The 17,864-nt window shown below is 51.3% G+C and carries 10 protein-coding genes; 8 read left to right on the top strand and 2 right to left on the bottom strand.

Annotation, left to right across the window (positions count from 1 at the left end):
* Positions 1 to 267: 267 nt before the first annotated feature.
* The 5 genes from GC178_08985 (at position 268) to GC178_08965 (ending at position 9,015) form a co-directional block, all read left to right on the top strand.
* Positions 268 to 909: a hypothetical protein gene (locus tag GC178_08985; GenBank protein MBI1287699.1), complete on the top strand. Its 642-nt coding sequence runs from the start codon at positions 268 to 270 to the stop codon at positions 907 to 909.
* Between the two features lie 143 nt (positions 910 to 1,052).
* Positions 1,053 to 1,415 carry a hypothetical protein gene (locus tag GC178_08980; GenBank protein ID MBI1287698.1) on the top strand — a complete coding sequence of 121 codons (363 nt, stop codon included), beginning with the start codon at positions 1,053 to 1,055 and terminating at the stop codon, positions 1,413 to 1,415.
* Positions 1,416 to 1,662: 247 nt separating this feature from the next.
* Positions 1,663 to 6,111 carry a T9SS type B sorting domain-containing protein gene (locus GC178_08975; GenBank protein MBI1287697.1) on the top strand — a complete coding sequence of 1,483 codons (4,449 nt, stop codon included), beginning with the start codon at positions 1,663 to 1,665 and terminating at the stop codon, positions 6,109 to 6,111.
* Between the two features lie 12 nt (positions 6,112 to 6,123).
* A complete protein-coding gene (locus tag GC178_08970) occupies positions 6,124 to 7,095 on the top strand; it encodes a type IX secretion system membrane protein PorP/SprF (GenBank protein ID MBI1287696.1) in 972 nt (323 codons plus the stop codon).
* A gap of 6 nt (positions 7,096 to 7,101) precedes the next feature.
* Positions 7,102 to 9,015 (top strand): OmpA family protein, encoded by a 1,914-nt coding sequence (locus tag GC178_08965; GenBank protein MBI1287695.1) that lies wholly within the window; start codon positions 7,102 to 7,104, stop codon positions 9,013 to 9,015.
* Between the two features lie 18 nt (positions 9,016 to 9,033).
* On the opposite strand, the gene GC178_08960 is transcribed toward GC178_08965, so the two are convergent.
* Positions 9,034 to 9,699: a hypothetical protein gene (locus GC178_08960; protein ID MBI1287694.1), complete on the bottom strand. Its 666-nt coding sequence runs from the start codon at positions 9,697 to 9,699 to the stop codon at positions 9,034 to 9,036.
* 151 nt (positions 9,700 to 9,850) lie between these two features.
* Here GC178_08960 and GC178_08955 point away from each other — a divergent pair, with 151 nt between their 5' ends.
* The gene (locus GC178_08955; protein MBI1287693.1) at positions 9,851 to 10,306 is read left to right on the top strand and encodes a hypothetical protein; all 456 of its coding nucleotides are present in this window, start codon (positions 9,851 to 9,853) and stop codon (positions 10,304 to 10,306) included.
* A 12-nt stretch (positions 10,307 to 10,318) separates the two neighbouring features.
* On the opposite strand, the gene GC178_08950 is transcribed toward GC178_08955, so the two are convergent.
* Positions 10,319 to 14,800 carry a PKD domain-containing protein gene (locus GC178_08950; protein ID MBI1287692.1) on the bottom strand — a complete coding sequence of 1,494 codons (4,482 nt, stop codon included), beginning with the start codon at positions 14,798 to 14,800 and terminating at the stop codon, positions 10,319 to 10,321.
* Between the two features lie 203 nt (positions 14,801 to 15,003).
* Here GC178_08950 and GC178_08945 point away from each other — a divergent pair, with 203 nt between their 5' ends.
* Positions 15,004 to 16,176, top strand: a complete 1,173-nt coding sequence (locus tag GC178_08945) for a T9SS type A sorting domain-containing protein (protein MBI1287691.1) — start codon at positions 15,004 to 15,006, stop codon at positions 16,174 to 16,176.
* 97 nt (positions 16,177 to 16,273) lie between these two features.
* Positions 16,274 to 17,854, top strand: a complete 1,581-nt coding sequence (locus GC178_08940) for a tetratricopeptide repeat protein (protein ID MBI1287690.1) — start codon at positions 16,274 to 16,276, stop codon at positions 17,852 to 17,854.
* The last annotated feature ends 10 nt before the right edge of the window (positions 17,855 to 17,864 follow it).

Genomic DNA, 17,864 nt, shown 5'->3' with positions numbered 1-17,864 from the left:
CTGGAAGCTGGTGAACAGCTTCTCCGAATACTTCTTCTTGCCTTGCATCTACCGAAGGTCGGACCGACCGCGCAAAAAGTCAAGATCATGGAAAACTGAGTTTTCAACAGGTATATTTGGGTTGTGCAACGGGCACACCCACTAAAGCTAATGCGTGCGACAGTACGTCAGTCAGTCTCAGTTTCGTTGTGCACCTTCCGTGCATGGCGAAAGGACGGCAGTTTCTAACGCATTATCTTTAGCGGAAACCGTTGGGGTTAATTGAAAATGGGACGAATCACGGCCATACAACTCATTATTATAATATTGATTTCTGCTTGTAATCAAACATCTCAGCAGGACAAATACGAAACTTCAGATAATTCTACTACCGTTGATGTCACCGATGCTCTTTCTACGTTGGCAACTCAGGACAATAGTGAGACCAAGACAGTATCAGAAATTGCTCTGTTGATTGACAGCGTTTATGACATTAATAGATCAGACCTCATTGACACGATTACGGACTGGAGTATTCCTAATGGCCTGAAACATGAGTTGGGGCCAAGGGGGCTCGACCTAACGGATCTTCAAGAATTTTATCGTTACAGTTCATTCAGTTTTCTTTTGTTCCGGAACAAAGGAGCTGCACAAAGACAGTTTGACAGAATTGTAGAATCAATGAAGACCCGACCAGACCATCATAATGGTACTGAACATTTATACTGGGCTTTATTTTCAAAAGGGGGGTCAGCATATATACTTTACGACAGTATGATTATCTATCATCAAAGACGCTGTAATTACAATGAAAATATTGAAGTACCCAGAGAAGAAAGGTTTATTGACTACTTATTTGACAGCAAACGACCAGCTGAAGGTTATTTCGTAAGAGCAAGATGTGGCTGGAGTGCAAACGAAATAAAATGAAACAACTAACTCCGCTCGCGCGAGTGTTCCGCAGGATCACTCGTGTGGAACAAATTACGATCAGTCTGTGACTGATCTTCCGCTGGTGCCACAGACAACATCCAGCGCGTTATCTTTAGCTGAACCCAACAGCAAATTTTGAAATGACGAGTCTAATCCGATTTAGCGTTGCTTTAATATTGTCGTTGTTCTGTTGTTCGTATAATGCAAGAGGACAAAACGTTTATTCAGATGTTTATGAGCCAGGTCGAAAGGGCGAGACACCGAATTCGCTTACAAGTGAAGTAGGAAGCGTCAGATTGGGTCACGTAGAGGAGGACACTGTGAATGGCTATACATTCCAGTTCAAATTCCCTAATGACGAAAAGAGAATGGTCTTCGTTTCTCTTGACACCTTAGGAAGGCTTGCAAGGCTGATGATTGTAGAAAATGATTCTGATAGGTACGAGTTGAAGCTATCAGAGCATGACAGCATCATGGACTTTGACGCTGTTTTTGGGGAATGAAAGTCGCCCGCTCCCGCAAGTCTTCCGCAGGATGACTTGTGGGTTTCGCAACACGATCAGTTTTTTGCCTTTGGCAGAGAGAACGCTTTGCTTAGTTGCAACGCGTGCCGCAACTAACCCTTTGCCTTGGCCTGATTCCAAAGCCCTTTCCTTGTTCGTTCTGCTAAAACCGCATCCAAGGCTTCTGTGTTTTACGTTCCGTTTTTTTGCTTCCTTTGGTTTCCCCTAAGTTAAGATTACATCAAGGATGACCTCTAAACCCCTACTTGGCCTGATGGCCTGTCTGCTGTTTGCAGCATCGGCTTGGGCCCAACCGAACACCTTCCAGATAAGTTACGACATCGGTCTGCTGGACCTGATGGGAAGCGTGAAGCAGTTGCCGAACGACCACTACATCGTCAGCGGTAGCGGAACCTCTGGGCTTTTTCCGGCCGGTGCGCTCATGGAAGTGGATGATGCGGGTTCGGTGGTCTGGGCCAAGTCGTATTCGTACGGTTTTTTTAGTGTGTCTCAGTTCAATGATGCACGAAGAACGTCCGATGGCGGTTTCATTGCGGCCGGTTCCGGTCCCAACAGCGGCAATCAGGGACTGCTGATGAAGACCACTTCCACCGGAACGGTGACATGGGCAAAAGGCTATGGCGGCAGCGCATCCGAGTATTTCAACATTTCCCGGCAGACGAGCGATGGCGGTTACATTGCCTGCGGAAACACGCACAGCTTCGGTGGCAAGGACAGCACCAACGTGTATGTGGTGAAGACCAACTCTTCGGGAACCATGACGTGGGACCGTGCTGTTGTGCTGGATCCGGCACACGACCTCAATCACTCGGCCAACGACATTGTGGAAGTTGCGGGAGATGGGTTTTACTGCACAGGACGTATCAGCGAGATAAACGGTTCGGACACCACGGCCGACATCCTTCTGTTCAAACTGAACACATCTGGCGTGGTACAATGGGTTAAGAGCTACGGTGCCATTGGCGATTTTGAGGAGGGTTATTCCATCGAACTGCTTCCGACCAACGAGCTGCTCATCACAGGAACCACCGATGCTTCGGCCACAGGGTTGGATGCGGGTGACTTCTTTATGATGAAGACCGACCTTTCGGGAAACATCGTTTGGAGCCGTGCTTACAACATCGGTTTTCAAGACATCAGCAACAACGGTTATCTGATGTCGGATGGCAACTTCGTCTCGGTAGGATGGACCATTCAGAACGTGTTCCCGCTGGCCATTTCGGCATACGTGGTAAAGGCAAATGCATCAACGGGTGCGGTGATGTTCGCAGAGCGCTACACCGTGGGTATCGGTAATATTCTTGGGGAAGGACAGGAAACAAGCGATGGTGGTTTCGTCATCGCTGGTATGACCGGAAACACTTCGTGGGATTGGCACCTCATCAAAACAGATGGAACCGCGTTGAGCGGTTGCAATGAGTCGAGTTACGGAGCGGTGCTGCGGTCGTTCAGTCCGGCTGTGGCCACGCCTTCTCCCGCATATTACAACGGAGGAACCACTTCGAATTACAGCGCCTCGGTCAGCACGCTTACACCGACTCTGGTCATCGACTGTATCGATGTTCCATGTACACCGCCCACTGCGCCAACGGCCACGGCTTCGCCAACTTCGATCTGTCAAGGGCAGTCGAGCACCATCACAGGAAGTGGGTCTGGTTCGAACATCACTTATCATGTGTATGATGCGGCCACCAATGGCAACGATCTGGGAACAACTCCACTTTCGGTCTCACCTTCAACCACCACCACGTATTATGTGGAAGCGGTGGATGACCTGCTCTGCGCGAGTACGCGAACGGCCGTCACGGTCACGGTCATTCCAATATCCGACCCATCTTGGACCTCGCCCGGCACCATCTGTCAATCGGGCGGTAACATCAACCTGAGTACGTTGATCACTGGAACAACAGGAGGAACGTGGAGCGGAACGGGCGTTTCGGGAAGCACCTTCAATCCGACAACTTCGGGCGCGGGAACGTTCACGATCACGTATTCGGTCGGAGCATCGCCCTGTACGCAAACGGAACAGCACGACATTACGGTGGTTGAGCAACCCGATCCGTCTTGGACTTCGCCCGGATCCATCTGTATGGCGGCCGGTAATATCGATCTGACCACACTTATTACTGGAAACAGCGGTGGAACATGGAGCGGCACGGGCGTTTCGGGAAGCACGTTCAACCCGACAACATCGGGTGTTGGAACATTTACGGTCACATATACAGTTGGTACAAACCCATGTCAGGAAACGGAGAACCACGACATAACGGTTCTGGCCGATGTGGATCCGGCATGGACGACCACAACCGTTTGTGCCGATGGCGCGGTGGTCGACCTGACCACGCTGGTAACCGGAACCGCTGGCGGAACGTGGAGTGGAACGGGCGTTTCGGGAACGAATTTCAACCCTGCAACGGCCGGAGCGGGCAGCCATCCGATCACCTACACGGTAGGAACTTCGCCTTGCGAGGAAACGCTGACGCAGGACATTCTGGTGGAACCTGTTTCAGATGCGAGTTGGAACGCACCAGCGGTGGTCTGTGAGGCGGCTGGAACCATCAACCTGAACACGTTGATCACAGGAACAACGGGCGGAACATGGAGCGGAACGGGTGTTTCCGGAAGCACCTTCGACCCAAGCGTGGCCGGAAACGGAACACACGACATTACTTACACGGTCGGGAACAGTCCGTGCGAAGCGACCTCTACGCAAAGCATCCAGGTGGAACCGGATGTGGATCCGAGTTGGACAACTCCGGGAAGCATCTGCGAAGCGAACGGAGTCATCGACCTCAACACATTGATCACGGGCGATGCGGGCGGAACATGGTCGGGCAGCGGAGTTTCCGGCAACATCTTCGACCCAACGGGTCTGTCGGGTGCCATCACGGTTACTTATTCTGTCGGAACAAGTCCATGTGCTGAGGTTTCGGCCCAAAGCATCACGGTAACGCCAACGGTCACGGCTGATTGGACAACGCCTGGTGTGGTCTGCGAAAGTGGCGGCACCATCAACCTCAATGCGCTTGTTACGGGTTCATCGGGCGGAACGTGGAGCGGCACGGGCGTTTCAGGAAGTACATTCGACCCGACCGGTCTGAGCGGAACGTATTCGGTGACCTACGCGGTCGGAACTTCGCCTTGCGATGATTCACAGACCTACGACATCACCGTACTTCCGCAGGTAGATGCATCTTGGACCGCTCCGAGCATCGTGTGCGAGATGGACGGAATTGTCGATCTCACCGCGCTGGTGACAGGAACCACAGGTGGCGCGTGGAGCGGAACGAGCGTGAACAGCAACGCAGGCACGTTCGACCCAGCGGGTCTTGACGGACAGACGATTCCGATCACGTACACCGTTGGGCAGAACCAGTGCCAGCAGACGAGCACGCAATCGGTGCAGGTTCAGAATGTTTCGGCCGCTTGGGCTGGACCAGACACCATCTGCGAAAGCGATGGCATCATTGCGCTGAACGCCTTGGTGACTGGCGATGCAGGTGGAACGTGGAGCGGAACAGGCGTGTCGGGCAGCAGCTTCGACCCAACTGGCGTTTCGGGTTCGGTGACGTTGACCTATTCCGTGGGAAGCAACCCATGTGTGGCTGATGAGAGCCACGACATTTACGTGCGTCCTGCGCCTCTGCAGCCGACACTTTCTGCTTCGGATGCGGAGATATGCGTGGGCGAGGAGACCATGCTCACAGCCACGGGTTCGGGCGGAAACGTGACCTACAACGTTTATGATGCGGCTTCGGGCGGAACGCTGCTTGGGCAGACACCGCTCACGGTTTCGCCAACGGCAACAACCACTTATTACATCATTGCGGAAAGTGCGGATGGCTGCACCAATCTCAGCGGTCGCCAGCCGATCACGGTCACGGTGAATGAACTTCCGAACATCGATGCTGGCGAGGATCAAGTGGTCTGCTTGAATGACGAAACCACCATTACGGCTCTGGGCGGAACGGATTACGCGTGGAACACGACCGAAACTACGGACAGTATCACAGTTGCCCCACAGGCGGGAACGTGGTATTCGGTTGTAGGAACGGACGCAAACGGTTGTTCGAACACAGATAGCGTTTTCGTGGATGTGAACATTCCTGCCATCCCGATTGCGGTGCTGGACACGGGAACCACCGAAAATGTGGAACCGATCACCATCGCGGTTCTGGAGAATGATACTGCGGGTTCGGTCATCGTTTCGGTGCTCACGGATGGAATGAACGGAACCGCTGAAGTGGACATGAACGAGGTGATCTACACTCCGACCGAAGGCTACATCGGGCCGGACAGCGTTCAGTACCTCATCTGCGATGATTTCTGCCAAAGCGTGTGCGATTCCGCGTGGATCTACATCACCGTGATCGATGAGATCAAGCTGTTCATCCCAAGCGGGTTCTCGCCCAACGGAGACGGCTTCAACGACACGTACGAGATCGTGGGGCTGCAGAAATTCCCTGACCACAAACTCATGATCTTCAACCGCTGGGGCGACCTCGTGTATGAAGCGGCTCCGTACCTGAACGATTGGCACGGCCAGACCCCGAACGCCAAACTGCGACTGGCGGGTAGCGAAGTGGTCAATGGAACCTATTTCTACATCTTCTATCCGTACGGAACGGAGGAGGACATCAGGCGTGGAACCATCGAACTGAGAAGAAACCAATAAGAGGAGATCACAATGAAAAGAACCGTTACATACAGCTCTGTGAGAATCCTTTTCGGCATGCTGATCATTGGCATTCTCATCTCAACATCAACAGAAACGAAGGCGCAGCAACAGCTGCATCTGTCGCAATATTCGCTCTACCAACCGTTCCTCAATCCTGCTTCCATTGCCATGAGCAAGGAGATGAACGGGGCGTTGGTCTATCGCCAGCAATGGGTCGGGTACAAAGGCGCACCGAGCGTGGCGGGTGCCAGTTTCAATGTGCCATTCAAGAAGCGCAAGAACTTCCTCGGTCTCACGGTTTTCAACGATAAGATCGGGGTGAACAACCGCACCGACATCTCGCTCAGCTACGCATATCGGCTCGCGCTATCGCAGAAGAGTTCGTTGGCGTTCGGACTTTCGGCCACCGTGGCCATGCTCAAGAGCAATTTGAGCGATGTGGAAACCACGGATGCGGGCGACCCTGTTTTCTCATCCAACACCAAGACCTTTGCCGCGCCCGATTTCAAGTTCGGAATCAATTTCTTCATGGAGCGGTTCTACATCGGATTTGCGCTGCCGCGGATACTTGACAACCAGATCATCTACTACAATTTGGGCGGGTATCAGGGCAACATCGGTTTCGATTACAAGACGCTGCATTATCACCTGCATTCGGGTTACAAGTTCAAACTCAGCGACAAGTGGAATCTGCCTGTCAACTTCCTGATGAAGTTTGTTTATGGCGCGCCTGTTCAGTTCGATGTGAACATGATGGTCGATTACAACAACATTTTCGCCATTGGCGCTTCGTACCGTTCGCAGAAGATCATGGTGGCGATGGCCAACGTGCGCATCACCAAGTATTTCCGATTGGGCTACGCCTACGATTACAACTTCACGCAGTTGAGCCAAGTGAGTTCGGGCAGCCACGAGATCATGCTGCTGTTCAATCTGGTGAAGAACACGCAGCCAGTGAAGATCGATGCACCACGTTTTTAATTGAGAATGAACGCACAGATGATATTCAGAATGAGAACATTCGGTACACTTTTGTTGCTGCTTTCGAGCGTTGGTGTATTCGCGCAGCAAAGCGAAAGTCCCGTTGAAGTGGCGGACAATTATTACAACCTCGGCAAGTACCGTGAGGCGCTGAACGCGTATTCGGCAATTGACAAAAAGACCGTGCATGAGCACGAGCGTATTGCCAATTGCCACTACTATTTGAATGAATACCTGAATGCCGAGGCGGAGCTTTCCAAGCTGATGGATGTGAAGGAAATTCAACCTTCCACTATGCTGCATTATGGCGAGGTGCTGATCAATCAGAAGAAGTACATGGAGGCTTCGGTTGTGCTGGAAAAGTATGCGGCCAAGGCTGGAGACAAGAGTGTGGAAAGTCTGCTCGAAACCTGCGAGTGGGCACCCACGCATCAGGAAGACAGACCGCAGTTCCAACTGTTTGCGACCAACATCGCCACAGGCGGACGGAGCATGGGCTTGGCAGTGACCAATGAAGGCGGTTTTTATTCCGTTCCACAGAAGAAGGAAACAGAGGATGAAACGGTGTATTACGACCTGGTTTTTGCCACACGGTCGGACAGCCTCACGTTTGGCGCACCACAGGAATTGAACAAGGAAATGAACTCGAAATACTACGAGGGAAGTCCGTGTGTGAGCCCTGACGGCAAGTTCCTTTTCTTCAGTAGAAATGCTTCGAAAAAGGATGAGGTGAACGTGAAGAAGAAGGCCAAGCACAACATCAGCGATGAAGGGGTGAACGTGCTGAAGATCATGCAGGCCGAGAAGATCAACGGAGAGTGGACGAACATCACGGAGCTTCCCATGAACAACATTCAGTTTAGCTGCACGCATCCGAGCCTGACGGCTGATGGAAAGACCATGTATTTCGTCTCCAACATGCCTGGTGGACAGGGCGGTTATGACGTTTACAGCATCACGCGCAATGGTGCGGGCGTGTGGAGTAAACCGCTCAATCTGGGCCCGAAGGTGAATACGAAAGGCAACGAGATGTTCCCGAATTTCATTGATGGCACGCTTTATTTCGCCACCAATGGCGGAGTTGGTTTCGGTGGCTACGACATCTTCCGTTCGGAGAAGAAGGAAGACGGTTTCACGCAGCGCGAGAATGCAGGTCGTGGCCTGAATTCATCCAAAGATGACTTTGCCGTTGTATTCAACGCGGATGGCGCTACAGGCTACATTTCCTCTAACCGCGAGGGCGAAAACGGTGGCGATCAGATCTTCTACTTCAACGAGATTCTATATCCGTTCTCCATCAATGCGTTGGTGATGGATAAGGTCAGCACCAAACCGATCGAAGGGGCGAAAGTGGCCGTGGCCTTTTCAAATGGAAACCAGTGGACGGAGAAATTGAGTGATGAGAAAGGTGCGCTGAGCTTTGAACTATATCCGAAAACGAATTACGTGATCACTTTTTCGAAGGAAGGCTACGAACCGAAAGTGATCGATGTGCCTGCGGGAACCCCGAAAGACAGCATCATCGCCAAGCTCGGAAACATCGAACTGGGAATTGAGGTGAAGAAGGATGTGGTCATCAACCTCGACAATATCTATTTCGGTCTGGCGCAGGCGCAACCGTTGCCAGAAAGTCTGCCGATCCTCGACCGTTTGGTGAAGTTCATGAACGAGCATCCCGAAGCGCGCATTGAGCTCAGTGCTCACACCGATTGCCGTGGCGGTAACGAATATAATCGTGACCTCAGCGACAAGCGTGCGAAAGCCTGTTCAGACTATCTGCGCGATGCGGGTGTTGATGTGAAGCGCGTGGTTCCCATCGGGTATGGCGAAAGCCGTCTGCTGAACAAATGTTCGGATGGCGTGTACTGCGATGAAAGCCTCCACCAGAAGAACAGAAGGGTGGAGATCAAGATACTGTGACGAGCGTTAGGAGCTTCGCTAAGCTCTTTTCATATCCGCCAAAATCTTCCACCCTTTTAAATGGATCTTTCGTACCATGTAAAAACTGGTGAAGGTGAAGATCGGTGCCGCCACCACATCAATTGTGTAATGCACATGCTGAATCAGGATCATAATGGCGATGATGATGGCGGCAACACCAAGCAGGAACTTCTGCCATGTTTTCTCCACCATCAGTACTGCTAAAAATGCCGTTGAAACATGGCCAGAAAAGAACAGGTCCTTCGAGATCATCTGACCTTGGTAGATGAAGTAATCGATCAGCGGGTCACGCAGTACCTTCATTTCAGTTGAAGGTTCAAGCGGCACCAGATAAAGCGTAAGGATGCGCAGGAGCATGATTACGCAATAGATCTGAATGGCTTCCAAAAGCAATCGCGGCTTCTTTGCCAATTGCGAAGCAGCAAAAATGATCACTCCATACAGTAGAAAGAAAATGTAGTTGGAAAGGTTCCGCGCGGGAATCCGTTCAAGGATCGGGTCGTTCAGGTAAATGCCAGGCCGCGATTGGATGTACTCAAAATAGTTGGTCAGAAACATGAGAAGCCCCGTTATCAGAACGGCCGTAAAGACCAGTTCTGCCAAGAACTCTCTGTTTCTTAAGACCTCATTCCAACCTTCTTTAAGTACTACCTCCTTTGCCATTCTGTGGGTGCAATTTCAGCGTTCCAATGTTAAACTATGTAAACGGTTATGGTTCTATCTGCGTCTTTTCTACTTTCGGTAAGGCAATCTACAGATTGTTCAGTTCTTAGATTGTTCCAAACCAGATAATAAATCCTAAAAAACGGAAGAGATGGAAGCAAATATCAAGGTGTTCAATTCGCACGAGGAAGCACTGGAAGCGGCAGGAAAGCTTATCGATAATGGTTTCGATGCCAAGGCCGTTTCCGTTATCGGAAAGGCCGAATTGGTTGATGACCATATTCACATGCGCTCGACTGAGCCGATCAAGGACGCCCCCGCGTTTCTGGGAGCTGGAGCTGGGGCAATAGTCGGCCTACTTACAGGCATGGGCGTGTTTGCCATTCCTGGATTCGGTATTCTTTATGGCGCAGGAGCGGTCATCGGCACCATTGCAGGTTTCGACATCGGTCTTCTTGGTGGCGGAATCGCCACGGTGCTCACTTCATTGGGCATCAAGAAAGACCATGTGGTGCAATACCACGAGCATTTGGAGGAAGGTAAATTCCTTCTGATGCTGCATGGCGATGCTGCGCAGATCGAAAAGGCAGAACAACTTCTGAAATGATCCAATAACGGGTTATTCAGACTTTACGATTCTTTGCTGAACGACCTTCTCGCCAAGATGGATGGCGATGAGGTACGTGCCATTGGCCCAATTTGCGGTTGGGATAACGGCCGATGGCTGATTCGGTGCGTGGCTGAAAACAATTCGGCCGCTGATGTCCATCACGGTTATCTGTTCCATGTTCTGAGTGCCTCGGATGTTGAGTTCGCTCGAAAACGGAACAGGATAGATGTTCAGGCCGAGTTCGTTCTCGGTAATTCCAACCGTGATCCAGTTGTAAGGGTCCGAAAGGGAAGAGCAGCCGTTCGCATCAAATACTTCCACCATATAATCGCCCGTTTGAGTAGGTCCATAGGTCGCATCTGTTGCGTTCGCAATCGGGTTTCCGTTCAGGTACCACTGATAGCCCGCTCCTGAAGAAGATTCGAGCAGCGAACCGTTTACGCTGATGCTCGGTTGCGATGGAAGTGGATTCACGGTCACATTCACCTGTTGGGAAGAAGAACAGCCGTTTGCATCCGTTACTTCCACTTGGTAAGTAGAGGTCTGGTTCGGTGTCACGGTGATCTCTTCCGTAATGGCACCCGTGTTCCAAGCGTAGCTGTCACCACCAGTAGCCGTAAGCGTGGTGGAAGATCCCTCACAGATGGTCGTGTTCCCCGAAATGGCCGAATTCGGGAGTTCGTTGACGGTGGCCACAACTTCCGTTCGGCCCGTGGTGCAACCGTCTTGCTGTATCACCCAATCGTAGAAGAAATAATAGTAGTCGGCTCCAGCCGTGCTGGAAGTGATGGAAAGCACGCCAGGCACATCATACGGATAACTCGGCCCCGAATTGTTTCGGTAAAGATTCGGCCCTGCCGAGGTGCCTAACTGAAGGTCGGTTCCAACAGGCAGCGTAAAGTTCAGCGGTACCACACTTTCTCCATCAGGAATATTGACCGTGGTACTTTGGATGACGGTTCCTCCATTGTCGCGCAACTCTATTGTTCGGTTCCCTGCTCCTTGCGCATACACACGAACAGAAACCAACGTAACCTGCTCGAAACAATCGAACAGCAAAGACTGAACGTTATTGAAGTTGCCGCCCGTTCCGAAGTTGTTGTTGGTAGGACCACCGCTCAAAGGTGCGGGAATGATCTCACTTTCCACATAATAGGAGGTCGTTTGGTTGAGACTTGCCGTAGTGAAACTCGTCCCTGTGTTCACCTGATTTCCACCCGTTGGGGCATCAAACCAGTTCAGCGTTCCACTTCCAGTTGCGCCAAGATCTACCGAGCCTGAACCGCAGCGGCTGGCGTCCTGTCCAATTGGAGCGGCCGTAACCTCTGCCACAACAGCCGTTCTATCGCTGATGCAGCCAGGAGTTTCAATGGTCCAATCGTAGAAGGAGTAGTAGTAATCCGTTCCCGCACTGCTGTTGGTGATAGAAGCGACATTCGCAACCGTGTATGGATAACTCGGCCCAGAACTATTTCGGTAGAGATCGGCATTGGCCAACGCTCCCAGTTGGTAGCCTGTGCCTGGCTGAACGTTGAAGTTCAGGGTCACAGTCTGGGTTCCATCAGGAATGTTTACCGTGGCCGATTGAAGTACGGTTCCGTTGCTGTTTCTGAGTTCGATGGTTCGGTTGCCAGCCCCATTTGCGTACACTTTCACGGTTTTCAGGGTGAACGCTTCGTAAGCATCAAAGATCAGACTCTGCGTTCCGTTGAAACTGCCTCCTCCACCGAACGAATTATCGGTTGGGCCGATGTTGTAGGTCGTGGGAGTGACCTCATTTTCCACGTAGTACGTGGTGGTAGAGTTCAGGCTTGGTGTATTGAACGTGCTTCCAGTACCAACCTGTGTGCCACCAGTTGGTTGGTCGTACCATTTCAATGTCCCCGAACCAGAAGCTGAAAGAGCCAGCGAACCCGCATCGCAGCGCGAATCGCCTGATGCATCTGGGCCATCGGGACGATCTACCACAATAAGATTATTGTACGAAACGGCATCGCTTCCGAAACCGTTTGTGGCTGTAAGCGAAACGGTGTAGGTTCCTTCATTCTGGTAGGTGTGCGATGGATTCTGGTCGGTGGAAGTATTTCCGTCACCAAAATCCCACATCCACGAAGTTGCTCCATTTATGGACTGGTCGGTGAAACTCACTTCGCCATTGCACGTCACCTGAATGGAAGAAGCAAAATTGGCAGTCGGTGGCGAGTTCGGTTGCGTACACTCCCACGTAAGTGCAAAACCAGATTCGTTCACGTACGTGTCAGAAAATTGTCGGAGAGTGATGTCTCCTCCTGTGGATGAGATGGTTCCGCCATTTGGCAGCGTATTGCCGTCATATTGCCCGATCAGCGGACTGTTCGTGGTCGGGCCATCATACACATACAGATAATCATAGCCTGATTCGAAGGAGAAGGAACTGAAATTGAGCGTTACCGAAGTGGCTCCAACGGGCGAAATGGTCGTGATCACACTATTGTTGTCCTGATAGTTCTCATTCGGGCCGCCATCATCATACAGCGTTCCTGTACACCACGTAAGCGTTTGGCTTCCGTCATCAGGCATCAACGCCACGCACGGATTGTTCGGGTCGATGCTGATGTAGTTCGTCAGGGTAAGGTCATCCGTTCCGCAGTTGCCACCATCCACCGAAAGGGAAACTGTATAAACGCCATTGCTGGAATATGTGTGCGATGGATTGACATCGTTGCTGGTATTTCCATCACCGAAATCCCAGGTGTAAACAGCACCATTGGCACTGAAATTTGTGAAGTTGACGGTGATAGGCGCTTGGCAGTTGGAGGTGACCGAAGCGGCAAAATCGCTCACAACCGTGGCATCGAACGCATTGCCGACACCGACCGCATACCATGCATTCGTGGTGGCGATGACCTGTGGCGAGCAACCTCCGAAAAGATCAACGGCTGCTTGAATGGAATAAAAACGCGCATCGGCATATTCTGAGCTTGGACCGAGGTAAACGGTCAAACTGCGATAGGCAATGGCCTGTGCATCCGCCAACCCAATGCCGGTAACGCTGTACGAATTGCCGATATCGTTGGTGCCGCTTTCGCCTTCCACCAAAATGTAATACCACTTGTTCTGAACGCCACTGTTGGTATGCACCCCGCCATTATCGGCCGTGCCTGTGGCCCAATTGGTTCCGTTGTAAGTGTCTGGGTCGCCATAAGCTGGCGGATTGCTCATGGAACGGAAGGTACCCAGGTCCTCACCGATCAACCAGTCTCCCGATGACGGATTCTGTATCCATTCCACGGAAGTTCCGAAAACATCCGAAAAGGACTCGTTCAAAGCGCCAGACTCATCCTGATAGATAAGTCCTGCCGTATTCTCGGTTACGCCATGCGTCATTTCGTGGCCGCAGACATCGAGCGCGGTCAGTGGTTGGCCGTTCCCATCACCGTAGTTCATGCGCTGCCCATCCCAAAATGCATTGTCGTAAGCCTGATCGTAATGCACGTAGCTGTTGATCTGCATGTTGGCATTGTCAATGCTGTTGCGGCCATGCTCGTTCAGGTAATAATCGTAGGTCATTTCGGCACCCCAATGTGCATCGGTGGCATACTGGTCCAAATTGCCGTTCACGTTGTTCCAGTTGTTGTCCGAATCTGTGAAATCCACCGCATTCCCATAGCTGGTGCCAGAGTTCATATTGAAGGTGCGGATGCCGCCACCACGCCCACTTTCGCGCAGACGGTAACCGCCATTGTAGCTGTCGGTGATGATGGTCTGCGTTCCCACATAACCCGTGTGGGCAGTACCTGTTGCATCGGCCACATGGATGCGGCTGTTCTCAAACAGCACTTCACCTGTTTGGGCATCCACGAAAACCTCTGCGCGGTAAAGCGGTTTCTGTGCGTAGATGTCGAATTTGTAGGCAAGTCTGAAATCGGCAGGTTTCGAGAAATCGAATTCAGGGTTGATGTAAACCAATTCTCCTTGCGGGAAATAGGTTGCGGACGAATTTCCTGTTTCCCACTTCAGATGCGTTTCCTCGGCAGGAAGCTCCCATTTGTAGGTTTCTGCACCAATGTGTTGCTTGGCCGCTTCGAGCGCGGCAGCTTCTGAAATGCTATTTGTTGATGTTGAGATCTGCTTCGGATATCGACCGTTGAACGAAGTAATGATGTCATTTTCGCCATGGGCGTAGATGAACGCTCCGAAAACAGGAATTCCGTTCTGCACAACCTGATAGCGCACGTGCTGCATTCCCAGTTTATCCACTTCGGTTCTCACTTCGCGAAGCTCCAAACCAGTCAATTCCAAGGCTTTCTTGGCCCATGCTGGAAAATTCGACATTGGGAATCTTGCCTTCTCGTGGAAACGGACAAACTCCACATTTCCAGAGCGCTGGTCAATGTGAACCGATTCACTTCCTGTGATCACTTTCTGTGCCTGCGCACCTTGAAAGTTCTGAGAAAAGGTTGGGTATGCGTAAGCGGCCAAAGTGACTATGACCAAAAAGAAGTTTCTCATAAGCAATTCATGAACAATGCCGTAAGAATACGGGATAATTGCTTTCGGGTTGGCAAACCGCGTTGCAGACTCGGAAAATGACCGTTATGTTTTTCGGTTTCACATCTGCCAATACGGAAAAGATGAGTGAGTAGGGTTTAAGTAGGGGTTTGATAGTGTATGGGGCACTTAAATTTACGGCAACAAACTAAAACCATTAAATCATGAGAACAACCCTTACTTCAATTCTGTGTTTACTGACCTTGCCAATGTTGGCGCAGGTGACCATCGGTCAGAGCAATTTTCCGCGACCAGCCGGTTATACGGACATCGGTTTCAAGGCGTCCGTGTCGGGGGTTGCAATGCCTACTGAAGGAACAGGCCAGACCTGGGACTATTCTGCATTGACAACCATTGCAACCTTTGAGACCGATTGGATGGATGCCTCTGGCGACCCGGATTATCCTACCGCCTTGAACTATAGGGAGCAATTGCTGACATTTCAGGTGTTCGATTATGAGTCACGTGTTTACGAAGCAGTTGATGCCAACGGCTGGTATTCTCAGGGGCGCGTGCTGATGGACACGACCTATTCCATCACGGCATTTACAGGTGGAGCGAACGATGCACTCAATTTTCCCGATCAGGTGCAGGAATTCGATGGACGTTTGAATACGCTGAAGTTTCCAATGTCTTACCAATCTACTTGGACTGAAAGCTACACAGAGAGCACCCAGTTCAACCTGACCGTGGCTGCAAACAACCTTACCAACGCACCGGGTCTTCAAAAACGAACCTACACACAGACCCGCACGGTGGTAGGAGAAGGAACCCTGATGATTCCTGATGAGAACGGAAATCCTTCAGGCAGTTTGGACGCGCTCTTGCTGAAGGTTGATGGACGCACCGTACTGGACAGCTTTTTCCTTGGCGGGCAGTTGGCCCCGGCACCGCTATTAACAGCATTCGGACTAACCCAGGGAAGCGTAAGAAACGACCCTGACTTCTACGTGTTCTATGTTACGGATTTTCCTACAACTGTGTTGAACATCAACCTTGATGCGCAGGGAGCCATATCATCCGTTTATTACCGACCATCTGCTGCGGCTCTCGCAAATTCTGTCGGAGATGAGCTTTCTTTCAACGCGTTGAAGAGCTATCCGAACCCAGTAATTGGCGGAGATGTTCTGAACATCGATCTGTCCGATCACAATGATGCAGTTACGATTGAGTTGGTAGACCTTGCTGGACGGCAAGTGTTTTCAAGTTCCGTTTCAAATAGTTCTCGGATCGCCCGCGTTGCAATCCCAAGCAATTTGACTGCGGGAATGTACACCATGGTTGTTCGCAATGCCAAGGCAGTGCCTTTGAGCATGAACAAGCTGATGGTGAAGTAAGTTAGAGACGTTGCGTAATGTTTTAAGTCCCGAACCCAAACGTGGTTCGGGACTTTTTTTTCTGTGAACAAGAATGGGATAGCATACATTTAGCCTTATGTCAAAGACAGATGAACTGAGTGAACTGAACGATACCGCTTGGAGCTTTCGCGAGACGGACCGTAAGAAGGCTGAAGAACTGGCCCTGCAAGCATTGGAGCTGGCTGAAAAGGCAAAAAATAAAGACCAGATTCTTTTGGCAAGGCTTACACTTGCCCAAGGGGCCAATTTCAAAATGGAGCTCGACACGGCCGAGCAGCACATTGCATTTGTGGGCGATCGCATTGACCAGAACACCCCCATCAAAGTTCGGGTGAGATATTACCACCAGCAATGCTACCATCACTATCAGAAAAGCCAGTTTCCCGAACTGATAGAGGTGGGGCATCAATTGTTGGAATTGATGAACGATTCAGGGTTTGAAAAACTTCGGGCGTGGACCCTGGCCACCATGGGCATGGCCTACCAGCGGTTGGGCAACGGAAACTTGGCCTTGGAAAGTTACCGCAAGGCCGAAAAGGTCATCACCGTTACGAACGATCTGGGCGCACTGTCCAACATCAGAATGTCCATTGGCGCAGCACTTGCCGAGCTTGGAAGGAAGAAAGAGGCCCTGGAGATCTTTGAAGAATCGCTCAACGCGCGACTTTCGGTAGGTGGCGATTTCCATGCGGGGATCATTCTCTCCAACATTGCCATGTTGCAATCGCAGCTGGGGGACCATTCGAAGGCACTTCTACGTTGGGCCGAAGGTTCCGAATACCTGAAAAAGGCGGGAGGAATGCCGCTTTGGGTGCAGGCACTTGGAGGCAGGGCCGACACATTGCGACAAATGAAGCGATTGGAGGAAGCGCGCGATCAAATGAACGAGGCCATTGCCGAAGCCACCGATCTGCCCGCGCCCATTCAGATCAATCTGCACCTCACCATGTCTCGCATTCATGCCGATGCCAATATGTGGAACGAATCAATATCCAGCCTGAACACGGCATATCAGTTGATGGATGCGAAATCGACCGACTACAGCCAGCGGATAGACCTGCACAGTGGATTCTATCGGGCTTACAAGGCCATGGGCGATCTGGCCTCGGCCTTGGAACATCATGAACAAATGGCCGAGCTGCGCCAGAAGCACCTGAACGAGCAGAGCGTTACCAAATTGGCCGAGTGGGAAGCGATCTATCACATGGAACGCTTGCGCGAGAAGGATGAGAAATTGATCAGAAAGACCGCTGAACTGGAAGAGATCCTTGAAACGACCTCCAACGAAAAGGAGCTTCTTCTGAACAGGTTGGCCAACTATGATGTGCTTTTGGATGAAATGTTGGATAAAGTTCCGCCCAATGCCAAAGGGCGTTTCAGTCGTTTGATCCGAGCAGCACGGAAGTCAACGACCAATCAAAACTCAGATACCCTTGTACAGAGTAGGATCGCCCAAAATCATCCTTCACTCACTCCTTCCGAGTTGCGTACCTGCGGAATGATCGCCCACGGCTGGACAAGCAAGGAAATATCGGAGCGTAGTGGAATTTCTTTGAAAGCGGTTGAAAAGCACAGGACGGCCATTAGACGGAAAGCTGCCATTCCGCGAAGTGTCTCACTACAGGTTTACTTATCGGGAATTGCCAAGACCGCCTGAACCATACGCG

The sequence above is a fragment of the Flavobacteriales bacterium genome, from assembly GCA_016124845.1.
Lineage (GTDB): Bacteria > Bacteroidota > Bacteroidia > UBA10329 > UBA10329 > UBA10329.
The sequence above is the reverse complement of the archived record's forward strand: the minus strand, read 5'-3'. Positions and strand labels throughout refer to the sequence as shown.